11 protein-coding genes are annotated in these 17316 nt (G+C 50.8%); 8 read left to right on the plus strand and 3 right to left on the minus strand.

All coding sequences use genetic code 11. The features are described from left to right. Nucleotides 1–3 precede the first annotated feature (3 nt). The 7 genes from H8K26_RS12710 to ribA all read left to right on the plus strand — a co-directional run bounded on the left by H8K26_RS12710 (nucleotide 4) and on the right by ribA (nucleotide 13631). Nucleotides 4–1899, plus strand: coding sequence for an autotransporter assembly complex protein TamA (locus tag H8K26_RS12710; RefSeq protein WP_190479975.1), 1896 nt, complete (start codon nucleotides 4–6; stop codon nucleotides 1897–1899). 1 nt (nucleotide 1900) lies between these two features. Continuing rightward, complete coding sequence (locus H8K26_RS12715) at nucleotides 1901–6211, plus strand: translocation/assembly module TamB domain-containing protein (protein ID WP_190479977.1); 4311 nt, start codon at nucleotides 1901–1903, stop codon at nucleotides 6209–6211. Between the two features lie 352 nt (nucleotides 6212–6563). Further along, a complete protein-coding gene (locus tag H8K26_RS17965; RefSeq protein ID WP_190479979.1) occupies nucleotides 6564–8153 on the plus strand; it encodes a methyl-accepting chemotaxis protein in 1590 nt (529 codons plus the stop codon). A 133-nt stretch (nucleotides 8154–8286) separates the two neighbouring features. After that, nucleotides 8287–10152, plus strand: coding sequence for a dihydroxy-acid dehydratase (gene ilvD / locus H8K26_RS12725; protein ID WP_190479981.1), 1866 nt, complete (start codon nucleotides 8287–8289; stop codon nucleotides 10150–10152). A 779-nt stretch (nucleotides 10153–10931) separates the two neighbouring features. Then, nucleotides 10932–11963 carry a SphA family protein gene (locus tag H8K26_RS12730; RefSeq protein WP_190479983.1) on the plus strand — a complete coding sequence of 344 codons (1032 nt, stop codon included), beginning with the start codon at nucleotides 10932–10934 and terminating at the stop codon, nucleotides 11961–11963. 42 nt (nucleotides 11964–12005) lie between these two features. Beyond that, entirely contained in the window at nucleotides 12006–12620 is a 615-nt protein-coding gene (locus tag H8K26_RS12735) for a chalcone isomerase family protein (RefSeq protein WP_190479985.1), read from the plus strand. A gap of 378 nt (nucleotides 12621–12998) precedes the next feature. Continuing rightward, nucleotides 12999–13631: a GTP cyclohydrolase II gene (gene ribA / locus H8K26_RS12740; RefSeq protein WP_190479987.1), complete on the plus strand. Its 633-nt coding sequence runs from the start codon at nucleotides 12999–13001 to the stop codon at nucleotides 13629–13631. Between the two features lie 435 nt (nucleotides 13632–14066). Here the strand turns inward: ribA and H8K26_RS12745 are convergent, their stop codons facing one another. Beyond that, on the minus strand, nucleotides 14067–14567 hold the full coding sequence (locus H8K26_RS12745; RefSeq protein ID WP_190479989.1) for an HPP family protein: 501 nt from the start codon (nucleotides 14565–14567) through the stop codon (nucleotides 14067–14069). An 87-nt stretch (nucleotides 14568–14654) separates the two neighbouring features. Between H8K26_RS12745 and H8K26_RS12750 the strand changes: the two genes are divergently transcribed. Further along, nucleotides 14655–15233 (plus strand): TetR/AcrR family transcriptional regulator, encoded by a 579-nt coding sequence (locus H8K26_RS12750; protein ID WP_190479992.1) that lies wholly within the window; start codon nucleotides 14655–14657, stop codon nucleotides 15231–15233. A gap of 211 nt (nucleotides 15234–15444) precedes the next feature. On the opposite strand, the gene H8K26_RS12755 is transcribed toward H8K26_RS12750, so the two are convergent. Then, a complete protein-coding gene (locus tag H8K26_RS12755; protein WP_190479994.1) occupies nucleotides 15445–16260 on the minus strand; it encodes a tetratricopeptide repeat protein in 816 nt (271 codons plus the stop codon). A 229-nt stretch (nucleotides 16261–16489) separates the two neighbouring features. Further along, complete coding sequence (locus tag H8K26_RS12760) at nucleotides 16490–17134, minus strand: hypothetical protein (protein WP_190479995.1); 645 nt, start codon at nucleotides 17132–17134, stop codon at nucleotides 16490–16492. Between the last annotated feature and the right edge of the window lie 182 nt (nucleotides 17135–17316).

The raw sequence follows: 17316 nt of genomic DNA on the forward strand, positions 1-17316 counted from the left end.
AGCATGATGCCTATTCGCAAATGCCTGGGTTTTTCCGGCTGGCTGTTATACGCAGCGGCAATACCTGTTTTTGCGCAGGAAAAACCAGTGTTGCCGCCAGTTGTGCCGCTGGCGCAGACACAGGCAGCGCCAGAATCGGAGAGTGTTACTGATGGTGATGCGGACGTCGTCATTCGCCGCACCAGTGGCCGTTTCCGTTTGCAGGCAGCGAACACTGACTGGGCTAATTTGCTGCGCGAGCATATTGCTGAATTTTCCGGCAGCAGCGAATCCCAGAACGTCACACCGGGTTTAATCCGTCGCTTACGGCAGGACATCAGCGGTATTCTCGCCACTGAAGGTTATTTCTCACCGCAGATAGAATTTCGTAATCTCGATGATGTCGGTACTACGGCCAATTCAAATTCAGCCAATGCGAATGTCGCCGAAAAAGTGATCGAGGTTGTGGTCGATGCCGGACAACGTACCGGCATAGAAAATGTCACGCTGACTTTTCAGGGCGCGTTTGCCGATGCACTTGCGGCGGATGATGCGATTGCAAAACAGCGGCGTATTGGTCTGATCGAAGACTGGGGGCTCGGTGTCGGGCAATTTTTCCGTGAGTCTGACTGGCGCGATGCCAAAACACAGCTGACCGAAACACTGCGTTCCGATGTGTATGCCGCTGCGCGAATTACGGACAGTGCAGCGAACGTCGACGCCGATAATTATCGCGCCGATTTACAGGTCGAAGTCGATAGCGGGCCACCGTTTTTTCTGGGCGAATTACGGGTCACCGGTTTGCAGCGCTATCCGCAATGGCTGCTCGATCGCTATCAGCCACCGGTGCGCGGCGAAGCCTATTCACGCAGTCGCTTACTCGAATTTCAGCGCAATTTACAAAATTCGCCTTATTTTGGAACAGTGGCGGTATCGATAGATCCCGATCCTGAAAAAGCCGCCGCAGTACCGGTTGAGGTGAACCTGATCGAGCGCAAAGCGCGTGATCTCAGTTTCGGTGTCGGTTACAGCAGCAATACCGGTTTTCGCGGCGAGATCGCTTATCGCGACCGCGACATCCTTGAAAAAGCATGGGATCTGCGCAGCGCGATACGGATAGAACAAAAGCGTCAGTTGGGCTATGCCGATATCTATCTGCCACCGCACGACAATAAACTCGATTCGTTCGGCGTGATCATGGACAGGCAGGACGTTTCCGGAGTGAAGTCCTTACGCAATGCCGTCGGGATCAAACGCACGAATACCCACGGCCATATCGAACAAAGGCTGGCACTGAAACTGATACGCGAACGAAAAGAGGTTGAGGGCGAAGATGATTCCGTCAGCAAGGCGCTGGTTGCCAGCGTAGGCTGGACCTGGCGTGATGTGGATAATGCGTTTGCGCCGCGTCGCGGTGAGATTTACCAGCTGGATCTGGATGTATCCGAAAAAGCTTTGTTGTCCGATCAGCGTTTCATCCGTAGTTACGGTAAATATCAACGCTGGATACCGGTCGGGCGCACCGATAGCGTTATTCTGCGAGCCGAAGCCGGTCAGGTTTTTTCTCCGAAAAATGAAGGCATTCCGGAAGATTATTTATTCCGTACCGGTGGCAGTTCAACGGTGCGCGGATATGCTTACCAAAGTCTGGGTGTTCAGCATCCAACGGCCGTTACTGGCGGGCGTGTGATGGGCGTTGCCAGCGCAGAATATGTACACTGGCTCAACAGCACCTGGGGTGTCGCCAGTTTTGTTGATGCCGGTGATGCCGCCGACAGTTGGAAGAAATTCAGTTTGCATAAATCGCTGGGTGTCGGTGGTCGTTATCACACGCCAGCTGGGCCGATTGCGCTTGATCTTGCTTATGGTTTGCAAACCAGAAAAGCGCGCCTGGATTTTTCTATCGCGATTGCCTTCTGATATGACCGACATCGAAAAAACAGAGACACCGGCCAACCCTGAGCAGACGACCGCAAGTATTCCGCCTGCACGTCAGCAGCGCTCCTGGATATTTCATTTTTTCTGTGTACTGGTTTTGCTGTTACTGTGCTGCGGACTGCTGCTGACCTGGGCTGTTAAAACAGAGAGTGGCAGCCGGAGTTTATTCGCCCTGATTGATTATGTGAGTCTGGGTAGTCTCAAAGCGAATGGCATCCGGGGCAGTATCGGCGATGACATTCAGATTGATGAGTTGTTGCTGAAAACGCCAACGCTGGAGATCAAAGCCAGCGGCGTGCAGTTAAGCTGGCATCCTGCGGCTTTATGGCGTAAGCAAGTGCTGGTTGATCGCTTGCAGGCCAGCTCTTTGCTGGTGGCGACCGCATCCAGCAACACGCCCGCAAGTCTGCCTGCTGATCTGGGATTACCGTTTGCATTGCAGGCGCGTGAGTTGGCGCTGGGGCGGCTGGTGGTGGCCGATATTCTCGCCGGTGGTAAACAAAAAGAAGTCGTAACGCTGACTGCGCTGAAGGGCTCATTAGAATTCGTCGCACAGCAGTATCGAGCGCAATTGGCACTGAGTTCACCGTGGGGAAATGCCAACGTAACATCGGCAACGATGGCGAGTCAGCGCCCATTTGCAATCAAGGGCAATGCGCTGTTGCAGGGGCAAGTCAGGGCCGATGTGCCGCCAGTCGCAGCACAACTTCAGGTTGCTGGCAGTCTGCAGGAACTGCAACTCGCTTTGCAGGCGCAATTGCAGGAAAAATCCGGCGCACCAGCGCTTGCTGCTGATGCCGAAAAAAAAGCACTGACGAATAAAAAAACAGCACACCTGAATGGCACGGCCAGCGCCTTGATTGCACCATTCGACGCGCAGATCTTCAAAAGCGCCCATGTCGATATTCAACATTTCAATCCGGCTGCCTGGGCCAGCGCCGCACCGCAAGCCGATCTGCGGCTGCTGGCAGATTTGCGACCAAAATCAGGGGAAAAAGCACAGCAAAAATCTGAGCAAAAAACAGCACAAAAAGTACAGCAAAAAGCGCCTCAGAATATCGAAAAAAATATTACAAAAAGTACTGCGAAAAATATCATTCAGCCAGCCTCAGCCAACTATGTTGAAGGTGAGATTTCTGTCACGAATGCTGCATCCGGCCCGCTCAACAGAAATGCGATACCGCTTCGTTCAGTCAGTGCGAGCCTGAACTGGCAAGCGACGCATCTGGATTTCAGTAATCTGGTAGTGCAAGTTGATAGTAAAGGTCAGATTCGTGGTGATGCCAGCCTTGATCTGCAGGGAACCGCGACCCGTGCCCATGCGCAACTGAGTTTGACGAACATTGATCTGAACCAGATAGATCAGCGCTTACACACTACGCACATTAATGGTAGTGCCCAAGTGCAGACGGCGGCAAATCAGACAATACTGACGCAGGCGCAACTGAACGATGGCAAAGCACGCCTCAATGCCGAACTCACCTACGATCTGAATAAAGTATTGCTGAGCTTAAGCAAGTTTGAATTGCAGGCGGAAGACTCCCGGTTGGAGGCGAAGGGAGAGATAGCTTTCAGTGGCAACCAGGTATTTCATTTCAAAGGCAATCTCAGTAATTTTGATCCGGCTCGATGGATGGCGACACCTGCCGGACGCTTGCAGGCGGACTTCAGTACCGATGGACAATTACAGCCACGCCTGCAATTGCAGGCAAAGCTACCCGCGTTACATGGGCAATATGCCGGACAAGCTGTGCAAGGGAATGTCGATCTGCAATGGCGTCAGGATCAGCAATTAATGTTGCGTCAGCTGGATCTGCGTTGGGGTAAAAATGTGCTGAAAGGGCAGGGGGCATGGGGCGCGGTGGGCGACGTGCTGACGCTGAATCTCGATGCGCCGGAACTATCCGAATTAAATACCTTGTTCGGCAGCGGCTCACTGGCCTTCGGCGGCAAGTTGAAAGCCGATGTGCAGTTGCAGGGGCGCTTTAATGACATGGCGGGTAGCCTGACGACGGAGGCGGAACAATTCAGTTTCTCGCAAAATAATAAAACCTACACCGTTGCAAAATTATCCGGCAAGCTCAGCCTGAGTAAAGGTCTGGATGGGCAGATTGACGGCGACATCAGTGCGCAGCAACTGGGTGGCGATTTTCCTGTCCTGAATGATGCCGATCTGTCTGACGCGGTACAGAAAGAAAAAATACGGCAATTGCATGTGCAACTCAAAGGTAAAAAAGCGGCGCATACCTTGCAGGCGGAAGTCGCATTCAGCAGCAAACAGCAATTGAATCTGGCTGCGGATGGCGCACTCAGTGCCGGTGCAAAAAATGATCTGCGTCATTGGGAATGGAAAGGACAATTGCAGTCGCTGGCGCTGACGGGGAAACCTGACTTGCGTTTAGTGAGTCCTGCCAGTTTGCAGATCACACCAGATTCTTTGCGGCTCGGCAGTCTGCAATTGCAAAGTGAGATGGCCAAGCTGACACTGGATCAGTTTGAGTGGTTACCCGGCACGCTGACTACCAAGGGCAGTATGAGCGATGTGCGTCTGCTGGATGTGGTCAACCTGTTCCGTCCGCAATACACGGTCACCGGAAATCTGAAACTGAATGCCAAATGGGATCTGCAACTGAAAGACAGTGTGCGCGGCGATATCCGTATTGAGCGGCAAAGCGGGGATTTGCGCTTCAATGATCCTGACGGTACCGGCACCCCGGTGCCTCTCGGCATACGTAATGTGTTGATGCAATTGCGCATGGGCGGTCTGGTTGCCGGTACCGATGGCGAACGCATGCAACTGACTGCGACAGCGGATGGTGCCCGTCTGGGACAATGGCAGGTGAATGCGGATTCTTTCCTGAGTAAGCAGGATGGGCGATGGACGATCTTGTCTGGTGCCGGATTAAACGGGCGTGTGAAGGCGGTGATCCCTGATCTCGAATGGCTGGGGCCGTCAATTAATCCGGGGCTGGTGCTGAAAGGGAAATTAAGCCTGGATAGCGCTCTGGCGGGAACGATAGGTAAGCCACGTTATCGCGCAGATGTCAGCGGGCGTGATCTGGAACTTGCGTTTGCGTCTGAGGGCTTGTTATTGCCAAACGGCTTATTGGAAGCGCATATCGAAGACAATCATCTGACGCTCAGTCAATTGCAGTTTTCCAATACAGTGACGATGTTGCCACCGCATGCGCAGTTTAAAGGTGTGGACATGCTTGGCAAACGTGGCGAATTCAATGCCAGCGGCGAGATTGATATTGGTAAGGAAACCGGATCGATACAGGCGCAATGGCAGCAATTTCCTATGCTGCAAAGAAAAGATCGCTGGCTGGTGGTATCAGGGCAGGCCAGTATCAATGAATCGAAAAACATCTGGAGTCTGACCGGAAAAGTGATGGCGGATGGCGCTTATTTTAAGTTGCCTAAAATGCCGCCACCAAGTTTATCCAGCGACGTTCATGTCACGCGAAAATCGGATAAACGTGAAGCCAGAACGGCAGATGCAGCGCCAGTCAAAAAAGGCTTGAAGACGCGTGTTGATGTCAGTTTTGACATGGGACCCCGTTTTGTTTTTGTTGGTCGCGGACTCGATACCGGGCTGGCGGGCAGTTTACGTATGCGCTCGATTGATGGCAGTCCGTTACAGGCAACTGGCACGATCAATACGGTCAGAGGTGTGTACGAAGGTTACGGGCAACAGCTCGCGATTGAACGCGGCATCCTGAATTTTCAGGGGCCACCGGCGAATCCCGGACTGAATATCCGCGCCTTGCGTCAGGGCTTGGCGGTGGAGGCTGGTGTTGAAGTGGTGGGCAGTGTCGCCGCACCGCAGGTGCGCCTGGTTTCGGAGCCAGCAGTGCCTGATGCTGAGAAATTATCCTGGCTGGTATTGGGGCGGGGTTCCGATCAGTTAGCCGGTGGCGATGCTTCTTTACTGATGTCGGCAGCGACCGCGATTTTTGGCGGCGATGGCAGCCGGAATATTCCGCGCGATATTGTGCAGGGGCTGGGCTTCGATGAATTCTCAATTGGTGCGGCCGGACAGAGTTCGTCGTCACATGTTCCGGTACAGACGGTGGCTGGCGCCACTGGCACCAGCAGTTCGTCCGGCAGTGATAAGGTCGTTAGCGTTGGAAAACGACTGATGCCGGGGCTTGTGCTTTCTGTGGAGCGTGGTCTTGGCGACGCCAGCGGTGCGATTCGTCTGAGCTGGCAATTAACCCGCCGCATCACGGTGATCGGGCGCGCAGGCAATGAGTCGGCAGTGGATGTAACTTACACTTTTTCTTTTAATTAAGACTGATGCAAAACGGCTCCAGCGGCGTTGCGGCTGCTGGTCGTCACAATTTCGCATCAGTCCTGAATCTCTCAGGCTGATTGGCGACGCAGTCTTCATACTACTGAACATCTTCGCCTCCAACCCGCCTCCAACATGTCGCCTATATCAGATCAGTTTTTTTTACCAGTGCAGATCTTGATCCAGATCCAGTAATCAACAGATGACATTCGACCGTTGTTGTAAATTGTTCTGAGCAAACAGCGTTGCAGCATAAGCTTGCGAATGATCAATGGTGACCAATTTACGCAATGCCATGATGGCGGGCTATTTTTTTCGTCTTCCAGTTTTTATTGCGTTTAAAGGTTTGCTTATGTCTGACAATGTTGCGGCTATTGGTAAAGAGTATGTTTTGCAAGATCATGAAACCATCGTTTCCAAAACAGACATCAAAGGCCGGATTACCTATGTGAGTGATGATTTTGTCCGCATCAGCGGATTTTCTGCCGAAGAATTAATCGGTGCTCCGCATAATATTGTTCGTCATCCCGATATGCCTCCCGCCGCTTTTGCCGATTTATGGGCGACGGTTAAAAGTGGGCGCGCCTGGTCCGGGCTGGTCAAAAATCGTTGTAAAAACGGTGATTATTACTGGGTTGAGGCGACGGCTGCGCCGCTGATGCACAACGGTCAGATCGTCGGTTTCACCTCAATACGGGTGAAGCCGGATCGCGAGCAGGTTCGCGCGGCAGAATCTGCCTATCTGGCGATAAAGACTGGCGACAAATCTGTACGCATCAGTGATGGCGCGGTCGTTCCGGTTCCTTTGTTTAAAGGGGCGGCCTATTTTTCCGGCCTCAGTGTGTGTGCCTTGCTGAATTTGTATGCGGTCGCGATGCTGGTCTTGCTGAGTGTGATTACCGTTCTGAGTCTGGGGCCGGATTTTACCGGTACGGATTATGTGATCGCTGGTTTAAGTTTGTCGGCAGGCGCGGCGACCTTGCTGGTATTACAGCGTCTGCGACGGCAAGTGGTGCAGCCTTTGCTGATGCTGGATGACTGCATACAAACGATGACGTCCGGCGATTTATCCGTCACGATCCGCGCCGGCGGCGCAAATGAAGTCGGACGCGTGACGCAGTCATTACGCGTATTACAAACGAATATCAAATTGCTGATCGGGCAGATCAAGCAAACCACCGAGCATGTCCGCAACGGTGCCAGCCAGGTGGCGGCCGGTAACGCTGATTTGTCTTTCCGCACCGAAACACAGGCGAGTTCGCTGGAAGAGACCGCGTCGTCCATGGAAGAGCTGACTTCCACCGTCAGACAAAACGCCGACAATTCGAAACAAGCCAGTCACATCGTGATGTCTGCTGCGCAAGTGGCGGAAAAGGGCGGTGTTGCGGTGGCGAACGTGGTTAACACGATGGGTGCGATTAAACAGAGTTCGGGCAAAATTGCGGACATCATTACCGTGATCGACGGCATCGCGTTTCAGACAAATATTCTGGCATTGAATGCTGCCGTCGAAGCTGCCCGTGCCGGGGAGCAAGGGCGTGGTTTTGCCGTAGTTGCCAATGAAGTGCGGCAGCTTGCACATCGTAGCGCTGACGCTGCGAAAGAAATCAAAGACCTGATACAAGAGTCCGTCACGCAAATAGAACAAGGCGCACGTTTGGTGGATGAAGCCGGGCATACGATGGAGGAAATCGTCAGTAGCGTGAAGCGTGCCGCCGATATCATGCATGAAATCACCAGCGCCAGTCAGGAACAGAGTGCCGGGATTCATCAGATTAATGATGCGGTGACACAAATGGATGATATGACGCAAAAAAATGCGGCCTTAGTCGAGCAGGCGGCGGCATCTGCCGATGGCTTAAAAGGGCAATCGCTTACCTTAATTTCGCTGGTGAATTCATTTAAACTGGTCAAGACAGTCCAGCGCCGGGGCGCTGCGTGAATCAACTGACTTTTCAGTTTTGCCTGTCAATTCATATATTTAAAGTATGAGTATGAATTAAATTTGATATTTGACATATATAACGTTGAAGTGCACTCTCGCTGTTCCACATCTGATTCTGCAGGAGAAAGCTATGCCGCAATACCGTTCACGCACCACCACACATGGCCGCAACATGGCGGGCGCCCGCGCACTCTGGCGCGCGACTGGCATGAAAGACGGCGATTTCGATAAACCTATCATCGCTGTCGTCAATTCATTTACACAGTTCGTGCCAGGGCATGTGCATCTGAAAGATCTGGGGCAACTCGTTGCGCGTGAAATTGAAGCGGCTGGCGGTGTCGCCAAAGAATTCAATACAATCGCCGTTGACGACGGTATTGCGATGGGCCACGGCGGTATGCTGTATTCATTGCCTTCGCGTGATCTGATTGCCGATTCCGTCGAATACATGGTGAACGCGCACTGTGCCGATGCGATGGTTTGCATTTCCAATTGCGACAAAATTACGCCAGGGATGTTGATGGCAGCGATGCGCATCAATATTCCTGTAGTGTTTATTTCCGGCGGCCCGATGGAAGCAGGTAAGGTGCTGAAGGTGGTGGATGGCGCGAAAAAAGTGATCAAGCTCGATCTGATCGATGCCATGATCAAAGCCGGTGACAGCTCTGTCAGCGACGCCGACGTGGCTGAGATTGAACGTTCTGCGTGTCCGACTTGCGGCTCTTGTTCCGGCATGTTTACCGCGAATTCGATGAACTGCCTGACTGAAGCGCTGGGGCTGGCCTTGCCGGGCAATGGCACCATCGTTGCAACCCATTCTGATCGCAAAGAATTATTTTTACATGCAGGCCGTCTGATCGTTGATCTGGCGAAACGCTATTACGAGCAGGATGATGCATCCGTCTTGCCACGCAATATCGCGTCGAAAGCCGCATTTGAAAACGCGATGGCACTCGATGTGTCTATGGGCGGCTCGACCAATACAGTCTTGCACTTGCTGGCGGCAGCGAATGAGGCTGGGGTTGAATTCACCATGGCGGATATCGATCGCATTTCACGCAAAGTACCTTGCCTGTGCAAAGTGGCACCGATGACGGATAAATTCCACATCGAAGACGTGCATCGTGCCGGTGGCATCATCAGTATTCTGGGGGAATTGGCGCGTGCCGGTTTGCTCGATACGTCGCTGCCGACGATACATAGCAAAACCATGGGCGAAGCGATTGCGAAATACGATATCGCTGTCAGCAACGATGCGGCAGTTCAGCAATTGTTCAGCGCTGCGCCGGGCGGCGTGCCGACGCAGGTCGCGTTTTCGCAATCAGAACGTTTCGAACAGAACGATACCGACCGCAGCTCAGGTTGTATCCGCGATAAAGCGCATGCGTATTCGCAAGACGGCGGCCTCGCAGTCTTGTACGGCAATCTGGCTGAAAAAGGCTGCATCGTTAAAACGGCGGGTGTTGATGAAAGTATTCTGAAATTCACCGGTAAAGCGCGCGTCTTTGAAAGTCAGGATGCGGCGGTCGAAGCGATCCTCGGCGATACCGTGCATGAAGGCGATGTGGTCGTCATTCGTTACGAAGGACCGAAAGGCGGCCCCGGTATGCAGGAAATGCTGTATCCGACCTCGTATATCAAATCTAAAGGTCTGGGCAAGGCCTGCGCCTTGTTTACCGATGGCCGCTTCTCTGGTGGCTCGTCTGGCTTGGTGATCGGTCATGCATCGCCGGAAGCGGCGGAAGGCGGCGCGATAGGGCTGGTGGAAGAGGGCGATATCATCGAGATCAATATTCCTGAACGTACCATTCATCTGCGTGTCAGCGATGCGGATCTCGCAGCCCGTCGCAGCGCAATGGAAGCGCGTGGTGATGCAGCATGGTTGCCAGTTAATCGTGACCGTTATGTCTCGCAGGCATTGCAGGCGTATGCAGCGTTGGCAACGTCAGCGGATCGCGGTGCCGTGCGTGATTTGTCGCAGTTAAAGCGTAAATAAACTGAAACGGACATTCGCCAGACATCTGTCGGCGGATGCGGGTTTGGCCTGATATGAGCCGGAATGCCAACAGGGTGATAGCGTCAGCTGCACCCTGTTTTTTTATTCCGGATAAGGCTTTTATTCGTTGATGATGACGGAACAAAAAAAGGCCATCATCGTGTGTCTGTCTTTCTCTCTGTTTATTCCGGGTTCGGATAGGCATCGTTGATAGCGCACCATCGTTGTAAATTTTCCTCAGATGGCTTCAGGCATAGGCGATTAGAAGAATAGCCCCAAATGTTTTAAAAAATGTTAATCGATAACAAGCTGGAAACAGAGTCAATTCTCTCTGCTCTATGAAGCAGCAGATAAACCGCAGGTTTCTTTGTCTGATCGACATTATGCAGAAGATAACGCAATGTCTACATCTGATATTTCTTTGATAAATCAAGCTGCTACGGCAGTTTGCGCGTTCACGTTATCATTCGCTCCAGGCAGCACGCCTGTTTGTCTGAACTATTTTTTACATCATTTGCATCTGCTTTTCTTTTGTGGAAAAGCACGAACGAATAATCGCGATTTCCCGCGATTACACCAACTTCTGCAATTGAGCCGATCCGCATCGGCGACCTGATCTGCGCTTGCATTGTCATGACATCAGGTTCAGTTCACCGAAATAGTTTTTCTGCATGTCGTGTTTGGTATTCCCATAATAAATTCCGATCGATCGTGATGGCTGACTTCAGACCACTCTGAGACAGCGCATTGGTGATCGGTCGTCATCATCAGGAGAAAAAATGAAATTTCCTCAGTCCACTATGCGCCGTGTTGTGCTCAGCACCGTCTTGTTTGGCGCGTCAGGCTTTGCTTCGTTTGCGCAGGCGGCAGAAAACAATGAAGTGGCCGTGCCTATGGGGTTCTGGAATCTGGACTCGGCAATTCTGCCTTTATCCGGCACTTACGGGCAAGTGTTGTTGGCGAATTATCGCGCTGACAGCGTGAAAGGCAGCGACGGCAATGACATCGCTTTCCATAAAAATATCAGCGGCATTCCGGTTACCGTGAATGGCACAGTCAATGCAAAAATCAAAGTCGATGGCATTATTCCCAAGCTCAATTACATCAGCGAAGAAGCAATACTTGGCGGCCGTTATGGCGGCTACATCGCCATTCCTTTACTGAAAAAATCGCGCGATGTGGTGGTGTCGGTAACAACGCCATTGCCTGCTGCGCTTCAGCAAAAAATCGGTGCGCAGGCATCCGCCGCGGCCAGCGGCAGCACCAGCGGTCTGGGCGATATCGAGCTCGCTGGCTTCATCGGCTGGAAATATGAAAGCCTGTCGATTGTGGCAGCGATGAATGTCGATTTGCCGACCGGTTCATTTGACAGAAACAGTCAGGTGAATCTGGGCATGAATTCGTATTCATTCCGTCCGTTGGTATCGGCTGCCTGGTCAACCGAATCCGGCTTTGATTTTGCCGCATCCCTGGCTTACAACATCAGCACTGCGAATCGCGATACCGACTATAAATCCGGTCAGTATCTGCATCTCGAATACGTCGGCAGCTACCAGTTTTCCAATAACGTCAAAGCAGGCCTGCACGGCTATTACCTGAAGCAGACGACCTACGATAAAGATCCGAACGGCACCAGCGCGCTGCCACTGATCAATGGCAATAAGGCACGTGCAGCGTCGTTCGGCCCGGTGATCAGCTATCAGACCGATGATCTGAAAACACAGGTGGAATTCAAGTATCTGAAAGAATTTTCAGCACGTTCACGTCCGCAGGGCGATTTGTTTCTGCTGACGCTGAGCCGGATGTTCTGATCGCCAGCGCTGGCAGAGAATGACTAATCTGAGGAGTAATTCATGAAAGCAGTGAAACACCTGAAGCACATGATGCAGATCGCACGCATGATGCTGATCGTGGCAGGTCTGGCTGGCGGCTTATCGTCAGCGCAGGCGGCCAGCGAAGGCGTGTCGCAGGTATTGGAAGAGTCGGTGCAGATCGACGGACAACGTTTGAACCTGAATGGCAGCGGCACGCACATCATCAAGCGCGTTAAAATTTTCAATATCGGTCTGTACACCACCAAGCCGAGAAATAATACGCCTGATCTGCTGGCGTCGCCGGGGCCGGTGCGTCTGAAACTGGTGATGGTGAAAGAGGTCGATAGTGAATTGATGAGCCGGCGTTTTCTCGCCGACATCCGTTCCAGCACCACCAAGGAAGAACGCAATCAACTGGTTTATCAACTGATGGCGCTTGGCGAAGGTTTTGCCAGAATGGGCGATTGGAAAGTCGGCGATGTGATGACGATAGACTGGAGCCAGGGTAAAGGCACCGTGTTCCGCTCAAACAACCGGCAAATCGGCGAAACGCTGAAAGACGACCTGACCATGCACGCGATTCTGAAAATCTGGTTAGGCGATAACGTCGCCGATAACAAGCTGAAACGCTTATTGCTGGGCGATAAAGAGTAATAAAAACTAGAAAAGGCGGCGCTCTGGGCATAGCGTCCAGATTGCCACTATCAGGAATGCATGACGATGATCTTATCGTTGCGCATTCCTGTTTTTTTTGCCATGTGCTGACAGTTTTTCACAACTTGTATTTTTCCACATCATCCCTATTTATTTGGGCAAGCAAAGAGCGTCGCCGCAGAGCCTCAGATCCACATAGCAGGCATAGCGGACGTATCCGCCTCAGGTCGTTTATACTCTTGGTCTTCGCTGTATCAGCTGTATTCAATTTCTCAACTGATCGGCAGACGCATTTACCGCAACAGGATAAGCGCAATAGACGGCTATTGCGTTGCCCCGCAAGACGGGAATCCACTCAACAGAATTCGCGAGCACTGTATGTCAAGCAACAATCCGCCTGTAGAACAAGTAAAGCTGGCGCTGGAATACGTCGATTCCTGCAACTTACCGACGACTTGGGCAAACTTCCGCATGCATGCGTTTGTTGAACCTGCGACAGGCAAAGAACACATTGCGCTGACGCTGGGCGATGTCGCCGATGGCAAGCCAGTGCTGGCGCGTATCCATTCCGAATGCCTGACCGGCGACGCCTTATTCAGCCTGCGCTGTGATTGCGGCCCGCAACTCGAAATGGCTCTCAAAAAAATCGCCGACGAAGGCCGTGGTGCCTTGCTGTATCTGCGTCAGGAAGGCCGTGGCATAGGCTTGCTGAATAAAGTCCGCGCTTATCACCTGCAAGATGACGGTGCCGATACCGTCGAAGCCAACCAGCGCCTGGGCTTTGCCGCCGATCTGCGCAATTACAGTCTGGTCGAACCGATGCTGCAACATCTCGGCATCCATTCCCTGCGCCTGATGACGAACAACCCACGCAAACTGTCAGCGATGGAAGGATTAAAAGTCACAGTCGCCGAACACGTGCCGCTGATCATCGAACGCAACCCCTACAACGACCGCTACCTGAACACCAAGGTCAGCAAACTCGGCCACATGCTGTCACCGGAACTCTGATTAGCCGGATAAAAAATCCAGCGGATAAAAAATACAGCGGATAAAAAATACAGTGGATAAATAGCGGTGGATAAAAGACTGCGCCTAAAAAACAGCTAAAAAGCGCAACTGATCTGCGCTGATTTGACGCTTGCCGACATCGTATTCCTACGAGCGGAACTGCAACAGGTTCCGCTTTTTTTATGCCTGTAACGACAGTAGTGCGCAAAAATGGCTTCTGGAGCCAAAAATATACCCCAGGGAGTATATTTAAAAGCCCTTTGTTTCTAAGGAGATGAAGGCGTTTTTGCCACATACTCCCCTTAAAATGCCTGTTTCAGAGATAAATTGCTGTCAGCGAAAGTACTTTCCAGTCACCCTCGGAATACGTATGCAACGCTCTCTATCCGGATTTCTTTCAGACCTCAGCACGCATTGCGCCATTTAATACCCAGCTCAGAGCCAATACTTCGGGTAACTGCGGGGGCTGCGCAGGTTATTGACAATCCAGGCCATCAGCACGATCACGAGCGTACCCACCAAGACTGGTGAAAGCAGATAGCTGACAGGGGCATGTGCGACGATGACGATAAGTGGGTCAGCTCCGGCTGGTGCGTGAACCGTGCGAGTGATCTGCATCGCAGCCAATGCAAGGCCAACACCGATTGCACAAGCGAGCCAGCCATCCCCAAACACCGCCAAAACAAATAGCCCAACGGCTGTGGCGACCAAGTGCCCACCCACGACGGCGCGTGGCTGTGCCAAAGGCGAATCAGGTAAGCCAAATGCCAATACACAGCTTGCCCCGAAAGGAGCCATCAGCCACGGGATGCCTGACAGTACGCTCAGCCAGCCTGTGATGGCAATCGCCGTCATGGCTCCAAACGAAGACAGCAGGACAAATTTCATTGGGGGAGCCGGAGGTGCGCCGGAACTCAATAGCCGATGGATAAGCATAGACAATCCTTTCAAAGTGACAGTGAAGACGAGATTGGTGTAGTATACCGATCAGTATCTCAATGTCAACCGATCGGTATACCATTTATGACCACATCTCAGGATATCGTTGCTTCCTCACTCAAACTGTTCTATCGCCAGGGTTTCCATGCAACCGGGGTTGATCTGCTCAGTCGCGAGGCAGGTGTCACTAAAAAAACGCTGTATCGCCACTATCCAAGCAAGGATGCGCTGATTGATGCCGCCCTGGCTTTGCGCCACACACAATTCATGACCAAAATGCACGCGTTCGTAGACTCGGTTGCAACCGGGCTACGTCCTCTTGCCTACATCGACTTCATCGCCAGTTGGGTGCAAGAAGATGGTTTCTACGGGTGTGCATTTATCAACGCCGTAGCTGAATTTGCGTGCCCGGATGCACCTCCACATCAACAGGCAGCGAAGCACAAACAGGAGATACAGGCTTACTTGAAAGAGCTCTGCGTTGCATGCGGAATCTCGCAACCAGAACTCATCTCTGAGCAACTATTTGTGCTCGGTGAAGGGATGATCGTTGCAAGCCAGGTACAAGGCTATGATGCATCCCGGGTGAATGCCGCACGGATGATGGCTCGTAATGCCTGGCTTTCTGCTACAGGCGGCTCAACTTCCACCTTAAATCCGTAGCAAGGGTAGGGGGCGTCCCACGTACCGATTTCGGCGATGTTGGTGTTCGTTGACTGAGAGTAACCCGCTCTGCATAGAACACGTAATCCGCATGTGCATCTTAGTCAGATTTCAGGCTGAGAGCCGAATGAACAGGTGTGTGCAGTTTGATTGATGAGCGTGGTGCGTAGTGCGTATTACGCACCCTACGGGATATGCACGATACGCTTGCTCAATGCGAGTTACTGGGAAAAGTACGTGGAGCTAAGCTTGCGCAATTTTGAATGTCTAACATATTGATATAGTCAATTTCCACTTTTTTAAACTCATTTACCAGTCGCCGATAATCGACAGAGTTTTCCGGCGGTGCAGACTGATTGCTTCGTAATAAGTGATGTACTTTTTCAAGCTTCTTTATTAAGTCATTTTCAAAACTGCATTCGGCATCGTGTGCAAGAGACAGACCTTTTTCCATATATTCAATTTTTCGCAAAATATTCGTTTCTACCTTAATTGCTTTAACCAACTCTTCTAGGGCGTGATCAAATTCGCGATTATAAAAATAGTCTAAATAAAGAAGGAGGTGATAGCTTCCGTTATTTGGATCTATTTCTATTAGTTTTTTTATCGTTGCTCCAGAGGGCTCCCGTAACGTCACTTGTAGAAGCTGCAATTGAATTAAAAAATCAACGTCATTGGGATATCTTGCCAGCCAATCTTCAGCTATTTTTTTTGCTTGTAAAAGAAACATTCGGCCTCCCTTGTTATCTTTAAATTGGGGCGACTCAATAAGGCTATATTTATATTGAAATACTTGTATTTTTAGAAGAGATAATTGTCTCTCTATTGAAATGCCAGCTTTTGGAGAGATGCCACTGATTTTTTTCAGAACTTCATCCATTTCGATAAGTGTTGGACTTTTATCGTTAGTAGCGTCGTTAAATAACTCTTGCGCTACTTTAAGCTGGGCACTTTTTTCTTTTTCAACCGCTATTGTTTGCGTTTGAATATTCATCAAAAGCAAAAAAAATATAAAAATTTTTTTCATTGTGGTAGCTCGGATTACCTACATGGGGAGATGGTCAAATTTAGTGTTTTTAAAGACTCGCGCAGAAAAACCGCCGTATCCGATACTCGCATTTTCACCTGAACCAGACTCATCGTATTGTTCAAGTACTTTCCAACCTTCGGGGATAGGAGCTTGGTTGTTAAATTGAGTACCAAATGATCGAATGTCCTAATAAGAATTCGCTGCAAGCAATGCATAAACTTTTGGATCAGTCATTTTTATTTCCTTTAATTGGATTCATACGCAGTGGTCGAGTTATTTCATGTGCATAAGGTGTTGCATAGATTTTGTCTAAATGTTTTTTTTCTTCGATTGTCATTTTTTTTCCATCAAACTTTGAAAGTTCTGAGACGGGCATTGACGGCGTTAAATTCATTCTCGTTAATTGACTAGGCGCTTTGTCCCAACTCATTGGCTGAAAAATTCCTTCACTAAAAATTGCCAAACGCTGCTCCAACGTTGTAAAGTCTCTCCCCCAAAAATGCGGCATTTCCTCTGGAAAATTACCCCATGGCCCTTGCCCTGCCAGCACAACAAACCAGTCTTCTCCAAATTTCCCTAGATAACTTACTGGTAATCGGCTCATAAACTTCAGATGTCCCTTTTTTTCATCGGCATACCACGTAAATTCATTTTTTCTAAAAATTGCTCCTTCATATCTGGATAAATTTTTGGTTCGGCGTTCATAGGTGTTTTTCACATGTACAACGATCACTCTCCCATCTTGCAACTGCACTTCTTCATCCCACGCGATATCAAAGTACTGTGGCCATAGGCCGACAGTCCAAACGTAAATCGCAAAGATAAATAAAATCCCAACTAACCAAAGTAGCAGTTGTTTAAGGTGGTTCATGTTGATGCTCCTGAATCTAATACACAGTATGGGTTTGGCATCGCTGCCTGATGGCTGCTGTTATCGCGCCATGCTTGTTTTAATGGCTTTTAAGCTTTAAATATACCCCAGGGAGTATATTTAAAAGCCCTTTGTTTATAAGGAGATGAAGGCGTTTTTGGCACATACTCCCCTGAAAATGC

It is taken from the genome of Cognatundibacterium aquatile, from assembly GCF_014699135.1.
Classification (GTDB): Bacteria; Pseudomonadota; Gammaproteobacteria; order Burkholderiales; family Burkholderiaceae_D; genus Undibacterium; species Undibacterium aquatile.

Coding starts and splice junctions, on each gene's coding strand:
- H8K26_RS12710 (WP_190479975.1), top strand. CDS start 4: ATGATGCCTATTCGCAAATGCCTGGGTTTTTCCGGCTGGCTGTTATAC.
- H8K26_RS12715 (WP_190479977.1), top strand. CDS start 1,901: ATGACCGACATCGAAAAAACAGAGACACCGGCCAACCCTGAGCAGACG.
- H8K26_RS17965 (WP_190479979.1), top strand. CDS start 6,564: ATGTCTGACAATGTTGCGGCTATTGGTAAAGAGTATGTTTTGCAAGAT.
- ilvD (WP_190479981.1), top strand. CDS start 8,287: ATGCCGCAATACCGTTCACGCACCACCACACATGGCCGCAACATGGCG.
- H8K26_RS12730 (WP_190479983.1), top strand. CDS start 10,932: ATGAAATTTCCTCAGTCCACTATGCGCCGTGTTGTGCTCAGCACCGTC.
- H8K26_RS12735 (WP_190479985.1), top strand. CDS start 12,006: ATGAAAGCAGTGAAACACCTGAAGCACATGATGCAGATCGCACGCATG.
- ribA (WP_190479987.1), top strand. CDS start 12,999: ATGTCAAGCAACAATCCGCCTGTAGAACAAGTAAAGCTGGCGCTGGAA.
- H8K26_RS12745 (WP_190479989.1), bottom strand. CDS start 14,567: ATGCTTATCCATCGGCTATTGAGTTCCGGCGCACCTCCGGCTCCCCCA.
- H8K26_RS12750 (WP_190479992.1), top strand. CDS start 14,655: ATGACCACATCTCAGGATATCGTTGCTTCCTCACTCAAACTGTTCTAT.
- H8K26_RS12755 (WP_190479994.1), bottom strand. CDS start 16,260: ATGAAAAAAATTTTTATATTTTTTTTGCTTTTGATGAATATTCAAACG.
- H8K26_RS12760 (WP_190479995.1), bottom strand. CDS start 17,134: ATGAACCACCTTAAACAACTGCTACTTTGGTTAGTTGGGATTTTATTT.